Origin of the sequence: Xanthomonas sp. CFBP 8445 (assembly GCF_025666235.1) — a bacterium.
Classification (GTDB): Bacteria; Pseudomonadota; Gammaproteobacteria; order Xanthomonadales; family Xanthomonadaceae; genus Xanthomonas_A; species Xanthomonas_A indica.
In genome coordinates this window covers 52,724-70,556 of record NZ_CP102594.1, presented here as the reverse complement: position 1 = coordinate 70,556, position 17,833 = coordinate 52,724, and the positions used below count along the sequence as shown (strand labels likewise).

The following is a 17,833-nucleotide window of genomic DNA, read 5'->3' as shown; positions in this document are numbered from 1 at the left end:
GTCGACGGCAGCGCGGCGCGAAGTGCGGAGCAGGTCACATCAAACGTGCAACCTGACTCCATTTCGCGCGGACGCTGCGGTGCCCACGTCGAGACCATGAAAAAGCACCGGCGCGTGATTGTCCACTTTCGCGGCCATCGGTTGCGTGACAGCGGCACCCCCACCGTGCCGCATGGCGCAGCCTGCGGCGCGTCAGCGCGGTAGCGGGAACGCCCACACGCTGTGCGGATCGCCGCCCTGCCCGCGACGGTACGCCGCACGCGCCATCTGCCAGTAGGCCCAGGCCAGCAGCAGCGCACAGGCGTCGATCGCCAGCAGCGTGCCGCTGCTCCACGGCGCCACCCAGCCGGCGGCACCGCGCAACCCGGCCAGCGGCACCAACGCGGTCAACGTCGCGCAGGCCAGCAGCAGTTCGTAGGCGCCGCGCGCCGTCGGCCGCAGCAGCGCCCAGGCCACCGCGAGCGCGAACACCGCGTAGTACGCGCCGCGCTCCATGCCCGGTGGCAGCAGGCGCGCGGCCACGAACAGCGCCGACACCCCGGCCACGCAGCCCAGGCACACACCGGTGGTCAGCCGCGCCATGACGTGGGTGCGCAGCGGCTGCGCGTGCTGGCGGCGCTTGCGCCGCGCTTCCACCCACAGCAGGTTGCCGCTGTAGAACAGGAACGCGCCACCGAGGCCGAGCAGGAAGTACAGCCACTGCAGCGGCCAACGCCCGTAGTTGCCGAAGTGCAGGGTCTGCAGGCCGCGCAGCGCGGCCACGCCCGGCGACATGGTCTGCGGCGACAGCACCCGCAGCACCTGGCCGTCGGCCGCGCGCAGCGCCACGCCGCCGAGGGTGTTGAGCCGGCGCTGGTCCTGGTGGCCGTAGAGCTCGACCTGCGCGTTGGCGTCGCCGGCATCGTGGAAGGACAGGCTCTCCGGCACGAAGCCGGGATTGGCCGCGCGCGCCCGCGCCACCAGCTCGGCCACCGGCAGCATCGGCGCAGGCACGTGCGCGGGCTGCACGTGCGGGGCCAGTTCGAAGTCCGGCTGCAGCACCTGCATCAGCTTGCCGTCGAACACCAGGTACTGGAACGGCGCCAGCAGCAGCACGCCCAGGGTCAGCACCGCGCCGGACCAGGCGAAGATCACGTGGAACGGCAGCGACAGCATGCCGATGGCGTTGTGCGCGTCCTGCCACAGGCGCTTGACGTTGCGGCCGCGGCGCAGCGCGAACAGGTCCTTGAGCAGCACCGGCGCGTACAGCACCACGCCGCTGACCAGGGCCAGCCCGTACAGCAGGCAGACCACGCCGAACAGGTAGGTACCGAAGGTACGCGGCAGCCCGGCGGTGAAATGCAGGTCGTACAGGAAATCGACGAAGCCGCTGCGCTGCGGCAGTTGCAGCGGTTGCCCATCGGCGCCGGGCTGGAACTGCACCATGCCGCCGAAGGCCTGCTGTGCAGCCGGCCCGAACGCATACAGCTGCGGCAGCGCGCGGCCCTCGCCGGGCAGCATCAGGGTGTAGGAGTCGGCCAGCGCCGGATGCCGCGCCAGCACCGCATCGGCCAGCGCCTGCGCGGCCTGTTCCGGCGGCAGCGCAGGCGCGTGCACGGCAGGCGGCCGCGGCCACTGTTCCAGGTCGTGGGTGAACACGTTGATCGCCCCGGCATAGAAGGCGATGAACAAGGCCATGCCGGCGAGCAGGCCCATCCAGCTGTGCGCCGACAGGAACTGGCGCAGGGTCGCGGCCTTCATGAGGTCACCTGCACGAGATGGCTGGCCTTGAGCAGGAACAGCGCCACGTAGCACAGCACGGTCGCACCGCCCAGCCACAGCCACGCGCGTGCGCCGCTGCGGAACACGAAGGCCAGCGACATCACGCCGATCCACGTCGGGAACACCAGCAGCAGCCACGGCAGCGTGTGCACCTGCAGCTGACCCGGCCACAACAGCACGCACAACCCGATCACGCCCACCGCCAGCGGCAGGCCGAGCACGATCGCCGCCAGCCACCTAGCCCACATCGCCAGCCCCTCGGTGCAATTGCCGCCACGCATCCAGGTACGGCAAGGCCACCGCCGCCAGCATCGTCGCGCTCAGCGCGGCGAAGACGCCGGCCCACACACCCAGCGCGGCGATCGCCGCACCCAGCGCCGCCACGCACAGCAGCGTGCCGGCCACGCGCAGCGCGCGCGCGTGCCGGCGCCAGGCCGGGCACAGCCGCTGGTGCGCGGTGGCCAGGTAGAACGACAGCGCCGCCAGCGCGGCGGCCAGCAGATAGCCGGCGGTGGCGAGGGCGGTCATCACCAGCGCGCCTCGAAGCCGATGCCGACCACGCGTGGCGCGCCCAGGATCGCGACCGGCTCGGTGGCCCAGCGGTACTGCACGTAGTCGCGGTCGAGCAGGTTGTTGGCGAAGATCCACGCGCTCCAGTCCAGGTTCTCGTAGCCGAACTTGGCGTTGACCACGGTGCGCGAGGCCAGCTGCACGGCGCCGGCGCCGATGTCGGTGTACACGCGGTCGCGGAAGCTGGCGTTGAGGTTGGCCAGCCAGCCCCCGGCGAAGCGCCAGTTGGCGCCCAGCGCCGCGGTCCAGTGTGGCGCGTAGGCGAACTCGCGGCCGGCGTAGTCGATGACCGAGGCGCCGGCGATGGTGGCGAAGCTGTCGTAGCGGGTGCGCGCATAGCCCAGCGAGCCGTACCAGTCGAAGGCCTCGTTGGGGCGGTGGCTGGCCTCCAGCTCGGCCCCGTACAGATGCGCGCGGCCGGCGTTGACGGTGTTGTAGTCGAAGCTGTTGAGGCCGAAGTAGGCGGTGGTCTGCTTGTCCTTCCAGTCGATGTAGTAGGCGTTGGCGTTGAGGGTTAGGCGCCGGTCCAGCCACTGCGAGCGCAGCGAGGCCTCGTAGTTCCAGGTGTATTCCGGGTCGTAGGGGAAGGCCTGGCTGCGCGCGGAGTTGAAACTGGAGCCGCCGGAACGGTAGCCGCGCTGCACCACCAGGCTGGTCGACAAGTCCGGGTTCCAGTCGTAGCGCACGCCGAGCTTGGGCAACAGGGCGTCGAAGTCGCGCGTGTTCCAGGCCACCTCGCCGTTGGCCGAGCGCACGATGCCGGCCACGCCCTGGTTGATCGCGACGATGGCCTGGTACAGCGCGGTGCCGCTGGCGGCGAAGGCGGCCGGGTCGGGATAGCGGCCGGCGAAGGCGGCGGTGGTGTCGGACGCCATGGCGTAGCGCTGGCGGTCGTAGCGCAGCCCGCCCAGCAGCGAGAAGCCGCTGCCGACCTGCCATTGGCCGTCGGCGAACAGCGCGCGGTTGCTGGAGCGGGTCGGGCTGGCGCTGACGTAGTCGACCGGAATCACCGGCAATGCCTGCGCGTAGCGGGTGGCGATCGCGGTGGCGGTGGCGGCCGGGAAGCCGGCGCTGCGCAGCAGGCCGGCGATGGTCGTGGTCGGCGTGGCGACGTTGTTCAGCAGTTGCGCATCGTTGTCTTCCACGTGCCGCGCCCAGTACGCGCCGATCAGGCCCTGCACCGAGGCGCCGGCGTAGTGCAGGCGCAGTTCCTGCGAGGCGGTGGTGTCGTCGAGCTGGCGCTGCGCGTAGCCGGCGTTGTCCGGGCCATGGTCCATGTCCCACAGGCTGGACGAGGTGACCTTGTTCCAGGCGCTGACCGAGGACAGCGACCAGGCGTCGGAGAGCGCGTAGTCGGCCTGCAGGGTGACGATGTCGCTGTCGCTGCGGGTGCGGTCCGGGGTGTTGTTGGTGGCGTCGCGGTGCTCGAGGTAGTCGGGCAGGTCGGTGCGCACGTAGGTGTACATGTACGGGCCGGTGCGGTGCGAGCGGGTGTAGCCCAGCTGCACCTTCAGCCCGGCGATCGCCGACGGCGTCCACAGCAGCTTGCCGCGGTAGATCGCCGAGACCTGCGCGTCGTCGGCGGCCTGGCGGGTGAGGTTCCAGGTGTAGCCGTCGAAGCTGCGCTGCTCCACCGAGGCGCGGAACGCCAACTCGTCGGGCACGATCGGGCCGCCGATCGCGCCGGCCAGGCTGCGGTCGGACGGATCGGAGGCCAGCACCCGCAGCTTGCCCTGCCAGTCCATGGTCGGCTCGGCAGTGCGCAGGACGATCGCGCCGGCCAGGGCGTTCTCGCCCTGCAGGGTGGATTGCGGGCCGCGCAGGACTTCCACCTGCTGCAGGTCCCACAGGCTCAGCGGCGCCCAGCTGATCGCTTTCCACGGCAGGGCGGCGCCGTCCAGGTAGATGGTGGCCAGCGGCGCATCGCTGCCGCCGTCGATGTTGCGGATGCCGCGGATGCTGAAGCCGGCGTCGCCATAGGTCTGCGCCATGTTGGCGGTGCGGTTGAACACCTCGTAGGCGTTCTGCAGGTTCTCCTGCTCGATGCGCGCTTCGGTGGTGACGGCGACCGAGCTGGTCGTGTCCTGCACGCTGCGGCCGCTCTTCTCGCCGGTGACGACGATCTGGTCGAGGGTGGTGGGATCGGGGGGAGGCGCGGCCTCACCGTCGGCTGCGCGCGTTGTGGGCGCCCAGCCCAGCAGGATGGACACGACAGACAAGGACAACACCGATCGCGCGACGCGCATGCACCACTCCCCCCGAAAGACTCACGGATGAAGGCATGGCGGCGGCTGTGCCCGGCTGCCGGACCCGGCAGCGCTGGGCGCGGACTGTAGCAGAGCGGGGGCGGGGCTGCCATGGGATTTGGGATAGGTGGCAGGTTTGCTCGGGCCTCGGGCCTCGGGGTCGGAGCCCTCGGGGTCGCAGGCGGTGGCGGCGGTCGTAGGAGCGGCTTTAGCCGCGACCGGGGTTTACCGGGAAGGTCGCGGTCGCGGCTGAAGCCGCTCCTACGATTCTTCTTGTCCGGCGCTCACGCTTGAAGCAACAGCAAAGGCTTTCGCCCTTGCGGGCGAGTTACTTTTCTTTGCTCGCGCAAAGAAAAGTAACCAAAAGAAAGCGCGCCCTGCCTCGCGCCCTCCGCGCTGCGCGCTCCGGGTTCGCGTCCAACCCGGGGATCCGCGGAAGGGGCATCCTGCCCCTGCCGCGGACGGCGCACATCCCTGTGCGCCGCCCTTCGGGTTTTCCCCGCGCTGGCCGCCGCTTCGGAAGGGAACCCGGTGAATCAAAAGCAAGAGCCAAAGCCAGGCAACAACAACAGCAACAGCAACAGCAACAGCAACGGCGACGGCGACGGCGACGGCTATGGTCACAGCGACGGCAACGTGCTCCCATCAAACGCAAACGGGCAGGAGGACCATCGCCCTCCCGCCCGCTGGCGCCGGCAAGTGTTGCCGACGTGGTGCTACGACGCTCTGCGATCAGTGCCAGTGCAGGTTGAACGAGACGCCGACGATGCGTGGTTCGTTGTAGACGGCCGCCATGTAGTTCTCGATCACGCCCTTGAGGTTCTTCTCGTTGGTGATGTTGCGGGCGAATGCGGCCACTTCCCATGCGCCGTAGTCGCCGGTGTAGCCCAGCTTCAGCCCGCCCTCGAAGTTGCCGTTGGAGGTGAACTCGGTGGAGTCGTACAGCACGAAGCTGGTGTAGCCCTGCTTGTTCCAGTCGGTGGCGACGAAGAACGCGCCGCCGTCGTTGACCGGGATGTCGTAGCGGGCGGCCAGGTTGACGTTGTACTTGGGGGCATTCGGCAGCGGGTTGCCTTCGATCTGGGCGAAGGTGTTGCTGCCGATGCGGATGGTCGGATCCTTCACCGTGCACACCACCACGCCGTTCAGGCCGCACACCTGCGCGTACACGCGCTTGTCCTGGATCTCGCTGTGCAGCAGGCTCAGGCCGGCGGTCAGCGACAGGTTGGGGATCGGGCGCCAGTCCAGGTCCGCTTCCATGCCGTAGGCCTTGGCCTTGTCGGCGTTGAACAGCACGCCGTTGCCGTTGGAGTCGTTGCCGTTGAGCTGGATGTCGTCGACGGTGTAGGTGAAGCCGGTGACGTTCAGGCGCAGGCGGTTGTCGAACAGGTTGCTCTTGATGCCGGCTTCCCACGACAGGATGGTTTCCGAGTCGGCGGTGGTGAAGTCGGAGTTGAACACCGCCGAACGGCCCTGGATGGTCGGGCCGCGGAAGCCGCGGGCGACCTTCGCGTAGACGTTGACGTTCGGGTTGATCGCATACATCGCGCTCAGGTCCCAGCTCGGCTGGGTGTCGGCCAGGCGCACGTCGCGGCGGCCCCTGTAGGTGACCACGCCGGCCGCGGTGTCGGCGGTCTTGAGCAGCTTGGTCTCCTTGCTGTCGCGGGTCTGGCGCACGCCGGCGGTCAGGGTCAGCGCGTCGGTGACCTTGTAGGTCAGCTGGCCGAAGCCGGCCCAGGAGGTGTTGCTGTTGTGCAGGCGCACCCAGTTGTTGGGATTGCGCGCGGCGGTCTGCAGGAAATAGGCGCGTTGGTAGAAATCGGTGGTGTCCTTGCCGTCGAAGTAGAACGCGCCGGCCTGCCACTGCAGTGGGGCATCGCCTTCGCTGGCCAGGCGCAGTTCCTGGGTGTACTGGTCCAGGTCGCGCACCTGGCCCATCGACTGGCCGTAGCCGTTGGGCACGCCGTTGACAGGGAAGTTGGCCGCGGCGCCGCCGTCGGTGTCGCCGCGGCTGTAGCCGGAGGTGGTCTCGTAGGCGCTGATCGAGGTCAGCGACACGCCGCCGAAGTCGTAGATCGCCTTGAGCGAGGCGCCGTGGGTCTTGTACGCCTGCGGGTTGTCGTGGGCCTCGTCGTAGGCCACCTGGTCGCGCGGCACGTCGACCTTGTTGGAGCCCTTGGTCAGGGCGCCGCGCAGGAACAGGGTGGAGGTGCCGTCGTAGTCGCGGGTGTGGAACGCACCGAGCAGGGAGAAGTTCTCGCTCGGCTTCAGCAGCAGCTGCAGGCGCGCGTTGCGGTCGTCGTAGCCGCCCATCGCGTCCTTCTTCGGGGTGACCGTACCGTCGGCGCTGGGGCCGGTGTAGGTGTTGTCCACCCAGTCGTCGCGGTGCTGGTACAACGTGGACACGCGGAACGACAGCACATCGTTGATCGGGCCGCCGATGCCGCCGTCGACCGAGACCGTGTTGTAGCTGCCGTAGCTGGCGGTGACCCGGCCGGTGTAGTCGTCGCTGGGCTTGATGCTGTCGAACTTGACGATGCCGGCGGTGGTGTTGCGGCCGAACAGCGAGCCCTGCGGGCCGCGCAGCACTTCCACCTGGTCCACGTCATAGACCGGGTTGGACTTCAGCACCACGTGCTCCAGCACCACGTCGTCCTGGATGATCGACACCGGCTGCGAGGCACCGAGGTAGAAGTCGATGTTGCCCAGGCCACGGATGTAGAAGCGCGGGAAGATGCGGCCGGTGGTGGTCTCCGCATAGAAGCTGGGCACGCGGCCGGACAGCGCGAGCAACGTGTCGTCGCCGCCGGCGGTGAAGTCGCGCATCGCCTCGCCCTGCACCACGCCCACCGACACCGGCACCTCCTGCAGGTTCTGCTCGCGATGCTCGGCGGTGACGATGATGGTGTCCAGCGAGGTCGCCGCATCGCCGGTGCCGGCGGCATTGGTCGGGCGGGTCTCGCTGCCGGCCAGCGACGGCGCGCTGTCCTGCGCGGCGGCCGCGGCGGCCACCGACGCCAGCACCAGGGCGGCGCAGGCCTGCGCCAGGCGGGTACGGGCCGGCGCGGCGCGCGCGGTCAGCAGCCGCGGGGAGAGAGGGGAATGCAGCATGTCGGATCCTTGTGAGCGCGCAAAATCGAGTCCGTTCGGCTTGCGCAGCAGCCCGCGACGGCATGCGCCAGACTGTGGCGCAGCGCGGCACGATATGTCGTCTGTGTTGCAACGCCATTGCAATGACGGCGCGGCGGCCACGACGCGACGGTGCATGACCGGCCGACGTCGCGCGACGCGGCTGCAGCAGACATGCGTGGACCTGCATGCGCCATGGCGCCGGCCAGCTTCGCACATCACGACACCGTGCAGACACCCCGGCCACGGCCGATCGACGCGGCGCAGCCGATGCTGGCCCTGTCGTGCGCCACGCGTCCTGGCCATGCGGCCCCACGCCGCCGCGCCGCCTTTGGAGACCCCATATGCGCCAGATCCTGTTCGTTCCCTTGTTGCTGACCCTGGTTGCCTGCGGCCGCGACCGCACCGAACCCGCCACGCAGCCGCCCGGCGCGGCCGAGAGCGCCAAGACCCGGGTGCTGGAAGCCGGCGCCAAGGCGCTGCAGGACGATGGCCCGGCCGCGGTGCTGGACATCCACCTGGTCGGCTTCCATCCCATGCGCGACCACCCGCACCAGCAGATGGAAGCCCACCACTTCTGCCGCCAGGTCAACGAGGACTTCGCCCAGTGCGCCCTGTTCGACGGCGACACCGCGCAGGCCAACCTCACCGGCGTGGAGTACATGATTTCCGAGGTGCTGTTCCAGCGGCTGCCGCCGGAGGAGCGCCGCTACTGGCATCCGCACAACGGCGAGATCCTGTCCGGCCAGTTGTCCGCGCCCGGCCTGCCGCTTACCGCGGAGAAGGCGCTGATGCGCAGCAAGCTCAACAGCTACGGCAAGACCTGGCACACCTGGCATTCGCGCCGCGGCGCGGAGCCCGGCGATGCCCTGCCCCTGGGCGAGCCCATGCTGGCCTGGTCGTTCAACCGCGACGGCGAACTGCAGCCGGACCTGCAGGCCCGCCGCGACGCCATCGCCCCGCACCGCAGCGCCGAGCTGCGCGCCGATCGCCAGGACCTGACGCCGCTGGCCAAGCCGCAGCAGGGCGTGGACCTGCTGCGCGACGCGTTTCCCAAGGCCACGCCGATTCCTGGGGTGGTGGAGGCGGGGACGGAGGAACGGTAGGGGCCCGGGAAGCCGTGCGCCGGCGACGTCATTCAGGCCGAAGATCCCGCCTCGGAGCGGGCTTATGCCACGTGCGGCAGGGCCTGCAGCGGTGCCGGCATCGGCACTGCGCCCTGTGTTTCTCGCCAGTGGACATCAAGGTGTGCAGCGCTCCCCCGCGAAGTCGGCCAGGCGCTGGGTGAGCGTTCCCTCCTGCCACGCGATGTCGAGAATCACCCAGCGCTCGTCTTGCCGCACGAGCACCACCGTGTCCGTCCACTGCAGGTTGTCGACGGCCAGGCGGGCGCGCACCCGTGCGGTATCGCCCTTGACCCGAGCGGTCGTCGAGACCAGCGCCGTGGGCTGATCCGGCCACAGGAAGAACGGGCTCTGGTCCAGCATGTGCGGCTTGACGTCGGCCGGCACAAGCTTCGCGCAGGCCGCCTCGTAGGCGCGCTGCGCCTCCAGCGCCGCGAACAATTCCCGCCCCAGCAGATGCCGCACCTGCGCAACATCCCCGCCCGCGTGCTCGGGCGCGAGCGCCCAGGCATAGAACGCCTGCACCGTGCGCACCGGCGACTCGCCCGCGATGGCGGCGAACGCGCTCAGCCACAGGCTCATCGCACACAGAAACCGCAGTCCCTTCATGGATCGCCGACCCCTTGGGCCGCCAGGCGCGGCCCGGCGATCCTCGGTTAGCCGCTGCGCGGCGTCAATGCGAGCGCTCTCTCGTGCGCGCCAGCGGCCGGCGTGGACGCAGCAACCAAGTGCCCTGGGCAACAGAGACATCCGGTCTCACCGAGCCTCCACCCACGTAGGAGCGGCTTCAGCCGCGACAGGGGTTCCCGTTAAAGCCTGTCGCGGCTGAAGCCGCTCCTACGCAGCGACAACACGTTCCGCTGAGTCACAGCAAAAAGGCCCCTATCAGCACGGCCCTTCAGTCGCTGTCCACCCCGAGCACGCTCAGGCGCAGCGGCGGTGCATCCGAGCCGGTTGGCGCATGCGCCAAGGTGCCGGTCACCCGCACCACCTGCCCAGTGCCTTCCTCGCGCAGATGCGCCGCCTGGTCCGCGGTGACCGCCAGCCGCAGCCGGCGCACCTGCTCGTGCCGCGGCTGCCGCCCGTCCGTCGACGCCGCCACGCACACTGGCTGCGGCAGGATCAGCACCTCTTCCTGGGTCGCTGCCACACCGGCATCGATATGCGTGTGCGCATGCGGCGCGGTAGGCGCGGCGTTCCCAGTGGACGATGGCGCCAAGGTGCCGGACAAGGTGACCTGGGTCGGCCCGTACGGCAGGCAATGCTTGGGCGCTGCCATCACCTCGGGCACAGTGCCGAGCAGCAACAACGGGAACAGCGACAGGCTTCGGATCGGCATCGTGGCGGGCACAGACGGAGACGGGCCGCCGAGCATACCCAAGCACGATGGCAGGCGTGCTGCAGCCGGCGGCATCACCGGCGTGCGCAGCACCGCGTTGCCGCCGAGAAGGCAGCGGCGGTCAGGGTTCGCGCTCCACCACCAGGTCGGTGAACTGCGGTTCGGCGGCGATCAGCGCATGCACCCGCGCAAAGCACGGATCGTCGTCGCGCATCGCATGCCGGCCGAGCACGCGCTCCCAGAACGAGCGTTCCTTCTCGATCTGCAGCATCCAGGTATGGTTGCCATCGACCTCTTCCTCGGCACAGGCGCCGACCAGGTAGATGCGCCCCTGGCATTCCGCTTCGGATGCCCAGCCCCAATCCTCCGGATCCGGTTCGGACAGCACCATGGCGTCGCCCACATGGACGCGCAGCCAATCCAGCAGCGAACTGCCGCGGATCGGGTTGATCGGATTTTCCGGCTCGGCGCTCACCTCGAACAGGCGGGAGCGGAAGTGAATGACAGGATGCATGCGGCAGCTTGATCTCGAACGATTGGATGGCGGACGCCACATCGGCGCAACTGCGTCACGGCAGGCGCGAAGGGACGGTCCCGAAGGGTAAACGCACGTGCGCCGGTCCAGGTGGACAGCGGCGCCGCGCGTCAAGCAGCCCGGTGCGGTCGCTGCGACACGTGGACGCGGCGTTGTGCGTTCGGTGCTCGCAGCGTCGGCGACCGGAGCCGGACACCGTCGCCGCAACCGGCCAGATCGATTGCAGCACGCCTGCATGACAACTCATCGCATCCGCCGTAGACAGGCACGCGTGCCCAGAGATGCCCTGAGACCGATCACAGCGCCGAACCATCTACAGGGCGGGCAATGGTTGCCGCGGTTGCACTGAAGCGGCCGGGATGCGGCGCCGGCACGGGGTCATGGTGATGGCTCCGGCTGCAGATCCGGCTCGAACGGACGATCGGGCAGGCGCTGTCCGCACCACGGACAGAACTGCACGCAGATCGCGTCATTGAGGTACCAGGTCGGATCCTCGCCGCGGAACAACTCGAACCCGATCCGCACCACCCTGTCCGGCTTGGTCACCGCCTCGAACATGCTGAAGCAGCAGTAGCGAGCGACGCGCTCGCGCCACGCCCCGCTCTCGGGAAACTGTGCCTCCAGCCAGAGCGCGCTCCAGGCCTGGCAGGCCGTGCATTGCGCCAGGTGCGACAGCGCCGCATAGGTCGGTGGATCCGGAAAATGCTCCTCTTCCACCTCGATCAAGCCTTCCAGCGCCATCACCAGTTCGGGCCTCTGGTGAATCTGATCGCGCAACGCCGACAGCGTGTGTCGGGTGATGAAGCAGGTGCCGGAATGGGGCATCGGTGCAATCCGTTGCAGTCCAAGGCGAGGAAGCGTAGCGCGATGCAGGCGCTTCGAGGTTAAGCGCCCGCCGCGGTCCACAGCGCATAGCCCAACAGCCCCAATCCCACCAGAGCGAGCCCGCCCCAGAACGCCGCCGCATCGGCCGAGACCACGCGTGGGGCCAGATAGGCGCTGCGCCTGCCGGATTTGCCGCGCCGTTTGCTGCTCCACGGTTCGACGCTGTAGTAGCCGAACGAGAACGCCGGCACCACGAGCATGCCGACGACGTAGCACAGGCCGTAGAGGACGATCTCGAACAGCGGCCGCAGGACGACCTCGGTCAGCAGGCTTGCGGGCATGGTGTCACTGGTCCAGACAGAAGTGATGTGCGGCGCCGGCCACGCCCTGCGTTGAGCCTGCGAGCGATGCTCGCCGAGTGACCGGTGGCCGTCAACGGCGGGCACCCTCGCTCACCGGCTGTCGCTCAGCAGTCGGTGCACCAGCTCGCATCCAAGCACCGGCATCGACGGATAGCGGGTGTATTCGTCCACCGACAGCATCCGCACGAAGGTGTCGCCTTCGTGCAGCTCCCGGCGATGTGGAAGGTCAGCAGCTCCCTGGCGTCGTGGGGCAGCGGCGCGTGGCCGATGAGCTGCCAGTCGCCGCGCTTGAGCTTCTGAGTGCCGGTAAACAGTAAGCGGAGGTCCTTGTCGCCGTCGCGCACCGGCAGCGGCCTTGCCGGCGACGGTCCAAGCGTCGGGGCCGATGCCTGCCGTTCCAGCACACAGAAGCCGATCACCTTGCGATAGTCGCCCTGCGGCACCCACAGCACCTGGCAGAGCGCGTACGTCCCGGTGTCCAACGGGATCGCGAAGACATCGCCGGCCCGGTACTTCACTGCCATTCCACCATCCTCTTGCGTCCGAAAACTGGATCGCAAGGGTATCCCTGCGGCGTGCCTGATGGCATCCACCTGACAAGTCGAGGCGTTCGCCGGGGTCGATGCCGCTGCCCCCTGCCGGCCAGACACCCGCCACATCCTCGCCTACCGATTCACTCGCCACCGGTTCACCCGCAATGGACCACACTACCGCCCCACCTTTGGAGCGACTCTGATGCACAAGACCTGGCTGCTCGCCTTGTTGGCGGTTCCCGCACTGGCTCACGCGGCGCCGGACGAGGACACGGCGATGTGCCGCAATGGCGGCTTCCCCATGAGCACGGCCGGGTTCTCGCTCGCCAAGGTCGCGGTGCCGCGCCTGTACCTGCTCAACGACGACGACGGCTGCCCGGCCAAGGGCGAAGCCGCGTGCCGGCAGCGCGCCTATGTGGTCAAGGACGACACGGTGATCCTGGCGCAGCGCCAGGGCGGCTTCGTCTGCGCGTTCTACCCCAACAAGGTCGGCGGCAGCGCCGGCTGGGTGGCAGCGTCCAGCGTGCAGCCGCTGCCGGCGACGGCCGCACCGAAGCCGCAGGCCTGGATCGGCCACTGGCACGACGGCGACAACGAACTGCAGCTGATCGCCAACGGCGACGGCACCCTCACCGCCAACGGCGATGCCTACTGGCCCAGCGCCAACCCGAACCCAGATCAGGCCCCTGGTGGGCCGCACCTTGGTTCCGTGACCGCGCGTGCCTTTCCGGAAGGCAATCGGCTGGAACTCAGCGAGGACGACTGCAAGGTCCGCCTGCAGCTGGTCGGCGACCTGCTGGTGGCATCGGACAACATGGAGTGCGGCGGCGCCAACGTGAGCTTCAGTGGCGTGTACCGGCGCGAGGCGGCGAAGCGCTGAGGCGTGACCTCTGCGGTTCTCTCGTTGGGCGTGGTCCAGGCGGCGATCCGGTGCCGCCTGGACTCGCTTAGAAGATCGCGTCCCGCGGCGTGATTCCAGTTTGCGTCACAGACCCACGCTTTGCGCGACAAGCTCCGCGAAGACCCACGCATCGCCCTTGTCATAGGTCTCGGGCGCTTCCGTTCCGCCCAGCGTCGGATACGGTTGCGGGATATAGATCTGTCCGGGCTTCAACGGGCCCAGACGCGCAGCGATCGCCCGGACGTGGTCGCCACGCAACACATACTCCTCGAAGCCGGGATCACGCACGATCGCCGCCTCGAACGCCGCGGTGGAGTCGTGCGCGCCATACGACTTGCCGGCAGCCTTGAACGGATGCAGCACCGCATAATCCTGGCTGGCCGGATCATGCAGAAAGAAGTGGCCGAGACTCGAGTAGCCGACGACGACGGTATACGCCGGGAACGCGTCCGCCCAGGGGCCGAGCACCTCGTGCGATTCCGGCGTGATCAGGTGATACAGCGGGACGTTCGTCGCGTCGGCGCGCTCTGCACTCTGGCTCATTGGAGACCTTGCGGCGATGGCGTGCCAGGATACCAAGCCACGCGCGTCCGCCTGCTGTCATCGTGTTCACCTAGGCCTTGGCGACGGCTCCGTAGCACTTCGCCGATCCATCCAGGAAGAACTGCACGTCGCGCGCTTCGCACCAGGCCTCCAGCTCGGCCTTGAACACCGGCCACAGCTCACGCGCCCATGCAGGTGCGCTCTGCGCCCAGGCGTGCTCGGTGGGCACGTAGACAGACGGCACGCCCATCGGGAAATCCAGAACGAACTCGCCGCCCGGGCCGGTGCAGACGAGTTCTTCCTTCCAGCGTGGTTGGTACTGGAATGTGGTCATGGGGGGAACGCGCCCTAGGAATGCTGCGCTAACGGCGACGCGAGATTCTAGATCAGTCACGTCCCTCAGTTACCTACCCACCAGAGGCGTGCAGCCTTCAGAAAGCAGAGCAGCGCCGCAGGCGCGGTGATGTAGACGCCAACCCGCACGCCCGAAAGATGCGACGCGCGATCGACAGTGGGACGCATCACCCTAGCCCACGTCCGCTCGCTCGCGGCAAGACGCCAAAACGACCAGGCAGAGAGAGCAAGAACAATACCGGCAACGGCCAACGACGCCGGCGTAGCGAATTCGCCGTTCCAGTTGTCGAGATAGCCAGCAAAGCTTAGCCCGAGGATCCAGATCAGAAGAACTGCCAGGGCGAACCTGGCTCGGAGCAGGCCGAGGTGAAATGTTCTTGGCCATTTCCATTTACTTCGTGTCTGCATCGTCCACTTCTGCGTTGAACACCGCGCCGAGCTTTTTCCTCCTGCTCGACGGAGCATCAATCATCCGGAGAGCGTAATAGTTGACTGCCCCACACATTAGAAAGACGAACGCCACAATCCCCAACCGAATCGCTGTACCGTCCATCTGCGGCCTATATGCTTCTCTTGCTGCACAAGCGCAGCATGACACGATCCTCGCCGAGCCAGTAGTTGCGGTCAATCGCCCCAATCACTGGAGCGGCGGCGGCGGCGGCGCGGCGTTGGTTCGCATCATTGGCCTCACTACCGTAGACGTCCGACACTCTAACTGGGGTCAGCGTGAACCTCCAAAAGTGTCGCACAAAAGAGAAGCTCACTCTGACCTCTATTTTTGCCTCAGCATGTACTTGATGGCATGCGCTTGGCTACCAAGTATGACAACTACTGGGGCAAACCAAGTTAGTGCGTATTGCCAGAAGTAGCCATCCTTGTGATCAAGGGCCGCCCACAAAACGGAAATGAGAGTGGAACCGATAAGGGTTGGAAGTGTGTACGCGCGTGTAGCTACGGAGCGCGATCGAATCACGAGCCAAATGATGGACACAATGCTTATAAGCCACGCGATTGGGAAGATGATCTCGACACCCATGATCTGCGCTCAAATACCTGAGTTAAGCCGGACCGCGAACGGCGTCGGTTTGGATGAATTGTTAGGCCCCAAGCCAGTGATGCAGAGCATGGCTAAGCTCCCATTGCTCGGAACCCGGGTTTGCAATGAAACCAGTGCTATCTAGGAGCGAAACATTGAACCCTTCTTCTACGTCTTCGTAGTACATCACTTCATCACCGTGTTCCGGCACGACAAAGACGGACTCAACATTGCCGCCGCGAACTATGGGCGTTGCACGCGGCGCCATCTTAATCTGCTTGAACGCCTCTTGCTGGGTAGTGTTAAAACCAGCGAGCTCTCGCTCGATCAGTTGGCTAAGCCCATCTGCTGTGATTGGCTTCCATGTATCCATTGGGGCCTGACGCCTGAATTAAGCCGAACCGCGAATCGGGTTCGGCTTGAGTGAATGGTTAGTGGCCACTGTTAGGCTCCAGCAACGATGATGCATCAAGGTATTCCTGCGAGGGAAACTCAAGCTGAGGATTGGCAAGCCAGTAAGCTTCTCCGTGGATGCGAAGCATGGCCCAGTGCCATGCCTCGTCATGAAAGATGAGCCCGCGTAGATCATTTGGCTCCTCATATGGATAGCGTGCAACTGCCGCGTCGTCAGCGTCCGCTGGGGAGTATGAGCCGTACGAGCGAAGAACCCACGCGAACATGTGTCGTTCGTGTTTCAGGTACTCCAGATACTCATTCTCTGACCAGGTTTGAGTTGCCATGAATCGCGTGTGACGCCTAACAGCTATTGGATCGCCTGAGTAGAGCTTGAAGGGAGCGAGAAAAGAGTCAGAATGAACTTCCAAAGCTCTCACACACAAGAAGAGTTCACTCTGACCCTTATTTTACGTGTCGTCTAACTTAACCTGAACCTGTTATCACCCCGTTATTGATCGTCAGGTGCCGTCGCCGGCACCAAGGTAGTTGTAACAAATGGCTGCGACAAGCACGACAGTCAACGCAATGAGACCGACTCCCTCGATATCCAAGTTCGACCGGAGAAGCTTGCGACGCCAAGACGGGACAAGCAGACATGGCGACACTACCAGCAGCCCGGCGCTGAGGCTAACCAAGCCGAGACCGAGGTTAAATTGCCATGATTCCCAAATCTGGCTAAGCATCTGATCTTGTACCTAATGCCTGAACTAAGCGGACCCGCGCAGCGGCTTCGGCTTCAATGAATTTTTAGACTCATTTTCTTCGCTTTGCGAGTTTGCTTGGTCTTGTAGGAGAGACGAAATACAGCGTATGCGCAGAGCAGGACAAGCCAAAGTGGAAGGCGCACGACCGAGAAGACGATCAGTTGGTAGCTGTGGGATCTTGCGTACCACTCCGCATGTGTTGGTAAGGATGCATGTACGAACGTTACATAGTAGCAGGCATGGATTGCCACCAGGATGCCCCAAGTGAGCAGCACTAGGGGTAATTTTGCAGAAGCCAGCTTGTCGGTTAGCTTAGTCATGCCATGGACTAGCAGTGTCAAAACCGTGAAGCAGAGTTAACTTTCATAGGTCAGCACACAAGAAAGTACACTCTGACCCCTGTTCTTGGTTTTTTTTATTATTAGCTTTTCTTTCGACCCTTGTTCAACCTCTCGGTTATGCCATCCATAGATTTTATGTAAGAGTCAAGGTGTCCAATTCGGTCAAGCATTCGATATGGGTTTCTTATAGCGGCTTCATACCGGTGCTCATCTGTAACTTGACACCATGAGCACTTTTCGTTCCCTTCTGGAATTGGCTCTCTGCAAGATTCACACGAGCATTGGGCAAGGACTATTTCGTCGCCATTGAATATGCAGGTTGCGCCATACCCGTCAAGAAAATATGGAGTGATGGTTGTTCTCCCGATCTGCATATTGTAGAAAGCACAGTCAAAGGAATCTGCTCGAGCTTTCAGTGAATTTTTTAACTCTTCACAACTTTTGGCGCCAGCGATGATTGACGTGATGCAGCTTTTCGGCACTTCTAGTAGAAGAAGATCATTTGACACCCGAACCTCTGCCATATCTGCGACCATCCGACGCTCCATCTCGTAGGACCAACAAGTAGCTTTGGTGAAGTATGCAGCGTAGAACGTTCCGCTTTGCAGAAAATATGTATAGCGCGGCTTTCCGATGACGTGCGCTCTATAAAGCATCTCCGTCAAGCCATCATCAGCTTTATCTTGGTATCGCACGTCATCAAACTTACTCTCCGGGAATAAATCTATCAGCTCATTCTCGTCAAATTCGACTACGAAGCCTGATGCGTTTAGACCGTAGTGCGCCCACATCGGCGAGACAGCAGGCGAGACAGAAAAGCACGTTGTAGGAAGTTGTGGAATTCTACCAATTAGTTCTTGATAACATGCAAGCGCACTTGGATCTGACGAAAAATCAACTGTTAAGAAAAGCTCATATGGATCATTGAAATTTTTTGGCAACGAGCACTTGAGTGCTGCACCGACATCCGAAAAAACAAGATCGGATACCTGCGGGCCAAAGTACTTGTAAATCTTTCCGGGCATGATGACCTCTGGTGGTAGCCAACTGGCATTGGACCGCCAAACGCGGAAT

The 17,833-nt window shown here is 65.4% G+C and carries 18 protein-coding genes; 2 read left to right on the top strand and 16 right to left on the bottom strand.

Annotated elements, in window-relative coordinates; all coding sequences use genetic code 11:
• Nucleotides 1-192 precede the first annotated feature (192 nt).
• The 5 genes from NUG21_RS00310 to NUG21_RS00290 all read right to left on the bottom strand — a co-directional run bounded on the left by NUG21_RS00310 (nt 193) and on the right by NUG21_RS00290 (nt 7,688).
• The gene (locus NUG21_RS00310; RefSeq protein ID WP_263391961.1) at nt 193-1,740 is read right to left on the bottom strand and encodes a PepSY-associated TM helix domain-containing protein; all 1,548 of its coding nucleotides are present in this window, start codon (nt 1,738-1,740) and stop codon (nt 193-195) included.
• Entirely contained in the window at nt 1,737-2,009 is a 273-nt protein-coding gene (locus NUG21_RS00305; RefSeq protein ID WP_263391960.1) for a hypothetical protein, read from the bottom strand. Before NUG21_RS00305 ends, NUG21_RS00310 begins: the two co-directional genes overlap by 4 nt.
• Nucleotides 1,999-2,289, bottom strand: coding sequence for a hypothetical protein (locus NUG21_RS00300; protein ID WP_263391959.1), 291 nt, complete (start codon nt 2,287-2,289; stop codon nt 1,999-2,001). The genes NUG21_RS00305 and NUG21_RS00300 overlap by 11 nt, the downstream gene beginning before the upstream one ends.
• On the bottom strand, nt 2,289-4,541 hold the full coding sequence (locus NUG21_RS00295; RefSeq protein WP_263393138.1) for a TonB-dependent receptor: 2,253 nt from the start codon (nt 4,539-4,541) through the stop codon (nt 2,289-2,291). The genes NUG21_RS00300 and NUG21_RS00295 overlap by 1 nt, the downstream gene beginning before the upstream one ends.
• A gap of 768 nt (nt 4,542-5,309) precedes the next feature.
• On the bottom strand, nt 5,310-7,688 hold the full coding sequence (locus tag NUG21_RS00290) for a TonB-dependent receptor (RefSeq protein ID WP_263391958.1): 2,379 nt from the start codon (nt 7,686-7,688) through the stop codon (nt 5,310-5,312).
• 362 nt (nt 7,689-8,050) lie between these two features.
• Between NUG21_RS00290 and NUG21_RS00285 the strand changes: the two genes are divergently transcribed.
• Nucleotides 8,051-8,812 carry an OBAP family protein gene (locus NUG21_RS00285; protein ID WP_263391957.1) on the top strand — a complete coding sequence of 254 codons (762 nt, stop codon included), beginning with the start codon at nt 8,051-8,053 and terminating at the stop codon, nt 8,810-8,812.
• A gap of 135 nt (nt 8,813-8,947) precedes the next feature.
• Here the strand turns inward: NUG21_RS00285 and NUG21_RS00280 are convergent, their stop codons facing one another.
• From NUG21_RS00280 to NUG21_RS00255, 6 genes are all read right to left on the bottom strand, one after another.
• On the bottom strand, nt 8,948-9,412 hold the full coding sequence (locus NUG21_RS00280) for a DUF3828 domain-containing protein (protein ID WP_019798425.1): 465 nt from the start codon (nt 9,410-9,412) through the stop codon (nt 8,948-8,950).
• 316 nt (nt 9,413-9,728) lie between these two features.
• Entirely contained in the window at nt 9,729-10,169 is a 441-nt protein-coding gene (locus tag NUG21_RS00275; protein WP_242082540.1) for a hypothetical protein, read from the bottom strand.
• A gap of 121 nt (nt 10,170-10,290) precedes the next feature.
• Complete coding sequence (locus NUG21_RS00270) at nt 10,291-10,683, bottom strand: hypothetical protein (protein ID WP_242082542.1); 393 nt, start codon at nt 10,681-10,683, stop codon at nt 10,291-10,293.
• Nucleotides 10,684-11,082: 399 nt separating this feature from the next.
• The gene (locus NUG21_RS00265) at nt 11,083-11,529 is read right to left on the bottom strand and encodes a hypothetical protein (protein WP_019796746.1); all 447 of its coding nucleotides are present in this window, start codon (nt 11,527-11,529) and stop codon (nt 11,083-11,085) included.
• Nucleotides 11,530-11,588: 59 nt separating this feature from the next.
• Entirely contained in the window at nt 11,589-11,870 is a 282-nt protein-coding gene (locus tag NUG21_RS00260; protein ID WP_019796745.1) for a hypothetical protein, read from the bottom strand.
• Nucleotides 11,871-11,995: 125 nt separating this feature from the next.
• Nucleotides 11,996-12,415 (bottom strand): immunity 26/phosphotriesterase HocA family protein, encoded by a 420-nt coding sequence (locus NUG21_RS00255; protein WP_263391956.1) that lies wholly within the window; start codon nt 12,413-12,415, stop codon nt 11,996-11,998.
• Nucleotides 12,416-12,626: 211 nt separating this feature from the next.
• Here NUG21_RS00255 and NUG21_RS00250 point away from each other — a divergent pair, with 211 nt between their 5' ends.
• The gene (locus NUG21_RS00250) at nt 12,627-13,304 is read left to right on the top strand and encodes a hypothetical protein (protein WP_019796744.1); all 678 of its coding nucleotides are present in this window, start codon (nt 12,627-12,629) and stop codon (nt 13,302-13,304) included.
• 105 nt (nt 13,305-13,409) lie between these two features.
• Here NUG21_RS00250 and NUG21_RS00245 read toward each other — a convergent pair whose 3' ends face one another.
• From NUG21_RS00245 to NUG21_RS00225, 5 genes are all read right to left on the bottom strand, one after another.
• Nucleotides 13,410-13,868, bottom strand: a complete 459-nt coding sequence (locus NUG21_RS00245) for a DUF1851 domain-containing protein (RefSeq protein ID WP_263391955.1) — start codon at nt 13,866-13,868, stop codon at nt 13,410-13,412.
• A 70-nt stretch (nt 13,869-13,938) separates the two neighbouring features.
• On the bottom strand, nt 13,939-14,202 hold the full coding sequence (locus NUG21_RS00240; RefSeq protein ID WP_019797617.1) for a hypothetical protein: 264 nt from the start codon (nt 14,200-14,202) through the stop codon (nt 13,939-13,941).
• A gap of 65 nt (nt 14,203-14,267) precedes the next feature.
• Nucleotides 14,268-14,630, bottom strand: a complete 363-nt coding sequence (locus NUG21_RS00235) for a hypothetical protein (protein WP_263391954.1) — start codon at nt 14,628-14,630, stop codon at nt 14,268-14,270.
• A 689-nt stretch (nt 14,631-15,319) separates the two neighbouring features.
• Nucleotides 15,320-15,631 (bottom strand): hypothetical protein, encoded by a 312-nt coding sequence (locus NUG21_RS00230; RefSeq protein ID WP_263391953.1) that lies wholly within the window; start codon nt 15,629-15,631, stop codon nt 15,320-15,322.
• 1,208 nt (nt 15,632-16,839) lie between these two features.
• Complete coding sequence (locus tag NUG21_RS00225; protein WP_263391952.1) at nt 16,840-17,784, bottom strand: DUF2971 domain-containing protein; 945 nt, start codon at nt 17,782-17,784, stop codon at nt 16,840-16,842.
• Nucleotides 17,785-17,833 lie beyond the last annotated feature (49 nt).

Bases quoted from the DNA above. Each gene is read 5' to 3' on its own strand.
- NUG21_RS00310 (WP_263391961.1), bottom strand. From the start codon at position 1,740: ATGAAGGCCGCGACCCTGCGCCAGTTCCTGTCGGCGCACAGCTGGATG.
- NUG21_RS00305 (WP_263391960.1), bottom strand. From the start codon at position 2,009: ATGTGGGCTAGGTGGCTGGCGGCGATCGTGCTCGGCCTGCCGCTGGCG.
- NUG21_RS00300 (WP_263391959.1), bottom strand. From the start codon at position 2,289: ATGACCGCCCTCGCCACCGCCGGCTATCTGCTGGCCGCCGCGCTGGCG.
- NUG21_RS00290 (WP_263391958.1), bottom strand. From the start codon at position 7,688: ATGCTGCATTCCCCTCTCTCCCCGCGGCTGCTGACCGCGCGCGCCGCG.
- NUG21_RS00285 (WP_263391957.1), top strand. From the start codon at position 8,051: ATGCGCCAGATCCTGTTCGTTCCCTTGTTGCTGACCCTGGTTGCCTGC.
- NUG21_RS00280 (WP_019798425.1), bottom strand. From the start codon at position 9,412: ATGAGCCTGTGGCTGAGCGCGTTCGCCGCCATCGCGGGCGAGTCGCCG.
- NUG21_RS00275 (WP_242082540.1), bottom strand. From the start codon at position 10,169: ATGCCGATCCGAAGCCTGTCGCTGTTCCCGTTGTTGCTGCTCGGCACT.
- NUG21_RS00270 (WP_242082542.1), bottom strand. From the start codon at position 10,683: ATGCATCCTGTCATTCACTTCCGCTCCCGCCTGTTCGAGGTGAGCGCC.
- NUG21_RS00265 (WP_019796746.1), bottom strand. From the start codon at position 11,529: ATGCCCCATTCCGGCACCTGCTTCATCACCCGACACACGCTGTCGGCG.
- NUG21_RS00260 (WP_019796745.1), bottom strand. From the start codon at position 11,870: ATGCCCGCAAGCCTGCTGACCGAGGTCGTCCTGCGGCCGCTGTTCGAG.
- NUG21_RS00255 (WP_263391956.1), bottom strand. From the start codon at position 12,415: ATGGCAGTGAAGTACCGGGCCGGCGATGTCTTCGCGATCCCGTTGGAC.
- NUG21_RS00250 (WP_019796744.1), top strand. From the start codon at position 12,627: ATGCACAAGACCTGGCTGCTCGCCTTGTTGGCGGTTCCCGCACTGGCT.
- NUG21_RS00245 (WP_263391955.1), bottom strand. From the start codon at position 13,868: ATGAGCCAGAGTGCAGAGCGCGCCGACGCGACGAACGTCCCGCTGTAT.
- NUG21_RS00240 (WP_019797617.1), bottom strand. From the start codon at position 14,202: ATGACCACATTCCAGTACCAACCACGCTGGAAGGAAGAACTCGTCTGC.
- NUG21_RS00235 (WP_263391954.1), bottom strand. From the start codon at position 14,630: ATGCAGACACGAAGTAAATGGAAATGGCCAAGAACATTTCACCTCGGC.
- NUG21_RS00230 (WP_263391953.1), bottom strand. From the start codon at position 15,631: ATGGATACATGGAAGCCAATCACAGCAGATGGGCTTAGCCAACTGATC.
- NUG21_RS00225 (WP_263391952.1), bottom strand. From the start codon at position 17,784: ATGCCCGGAAAGATTTACAAGTACTTTGGCCCGCAGGTATCCGATCTT.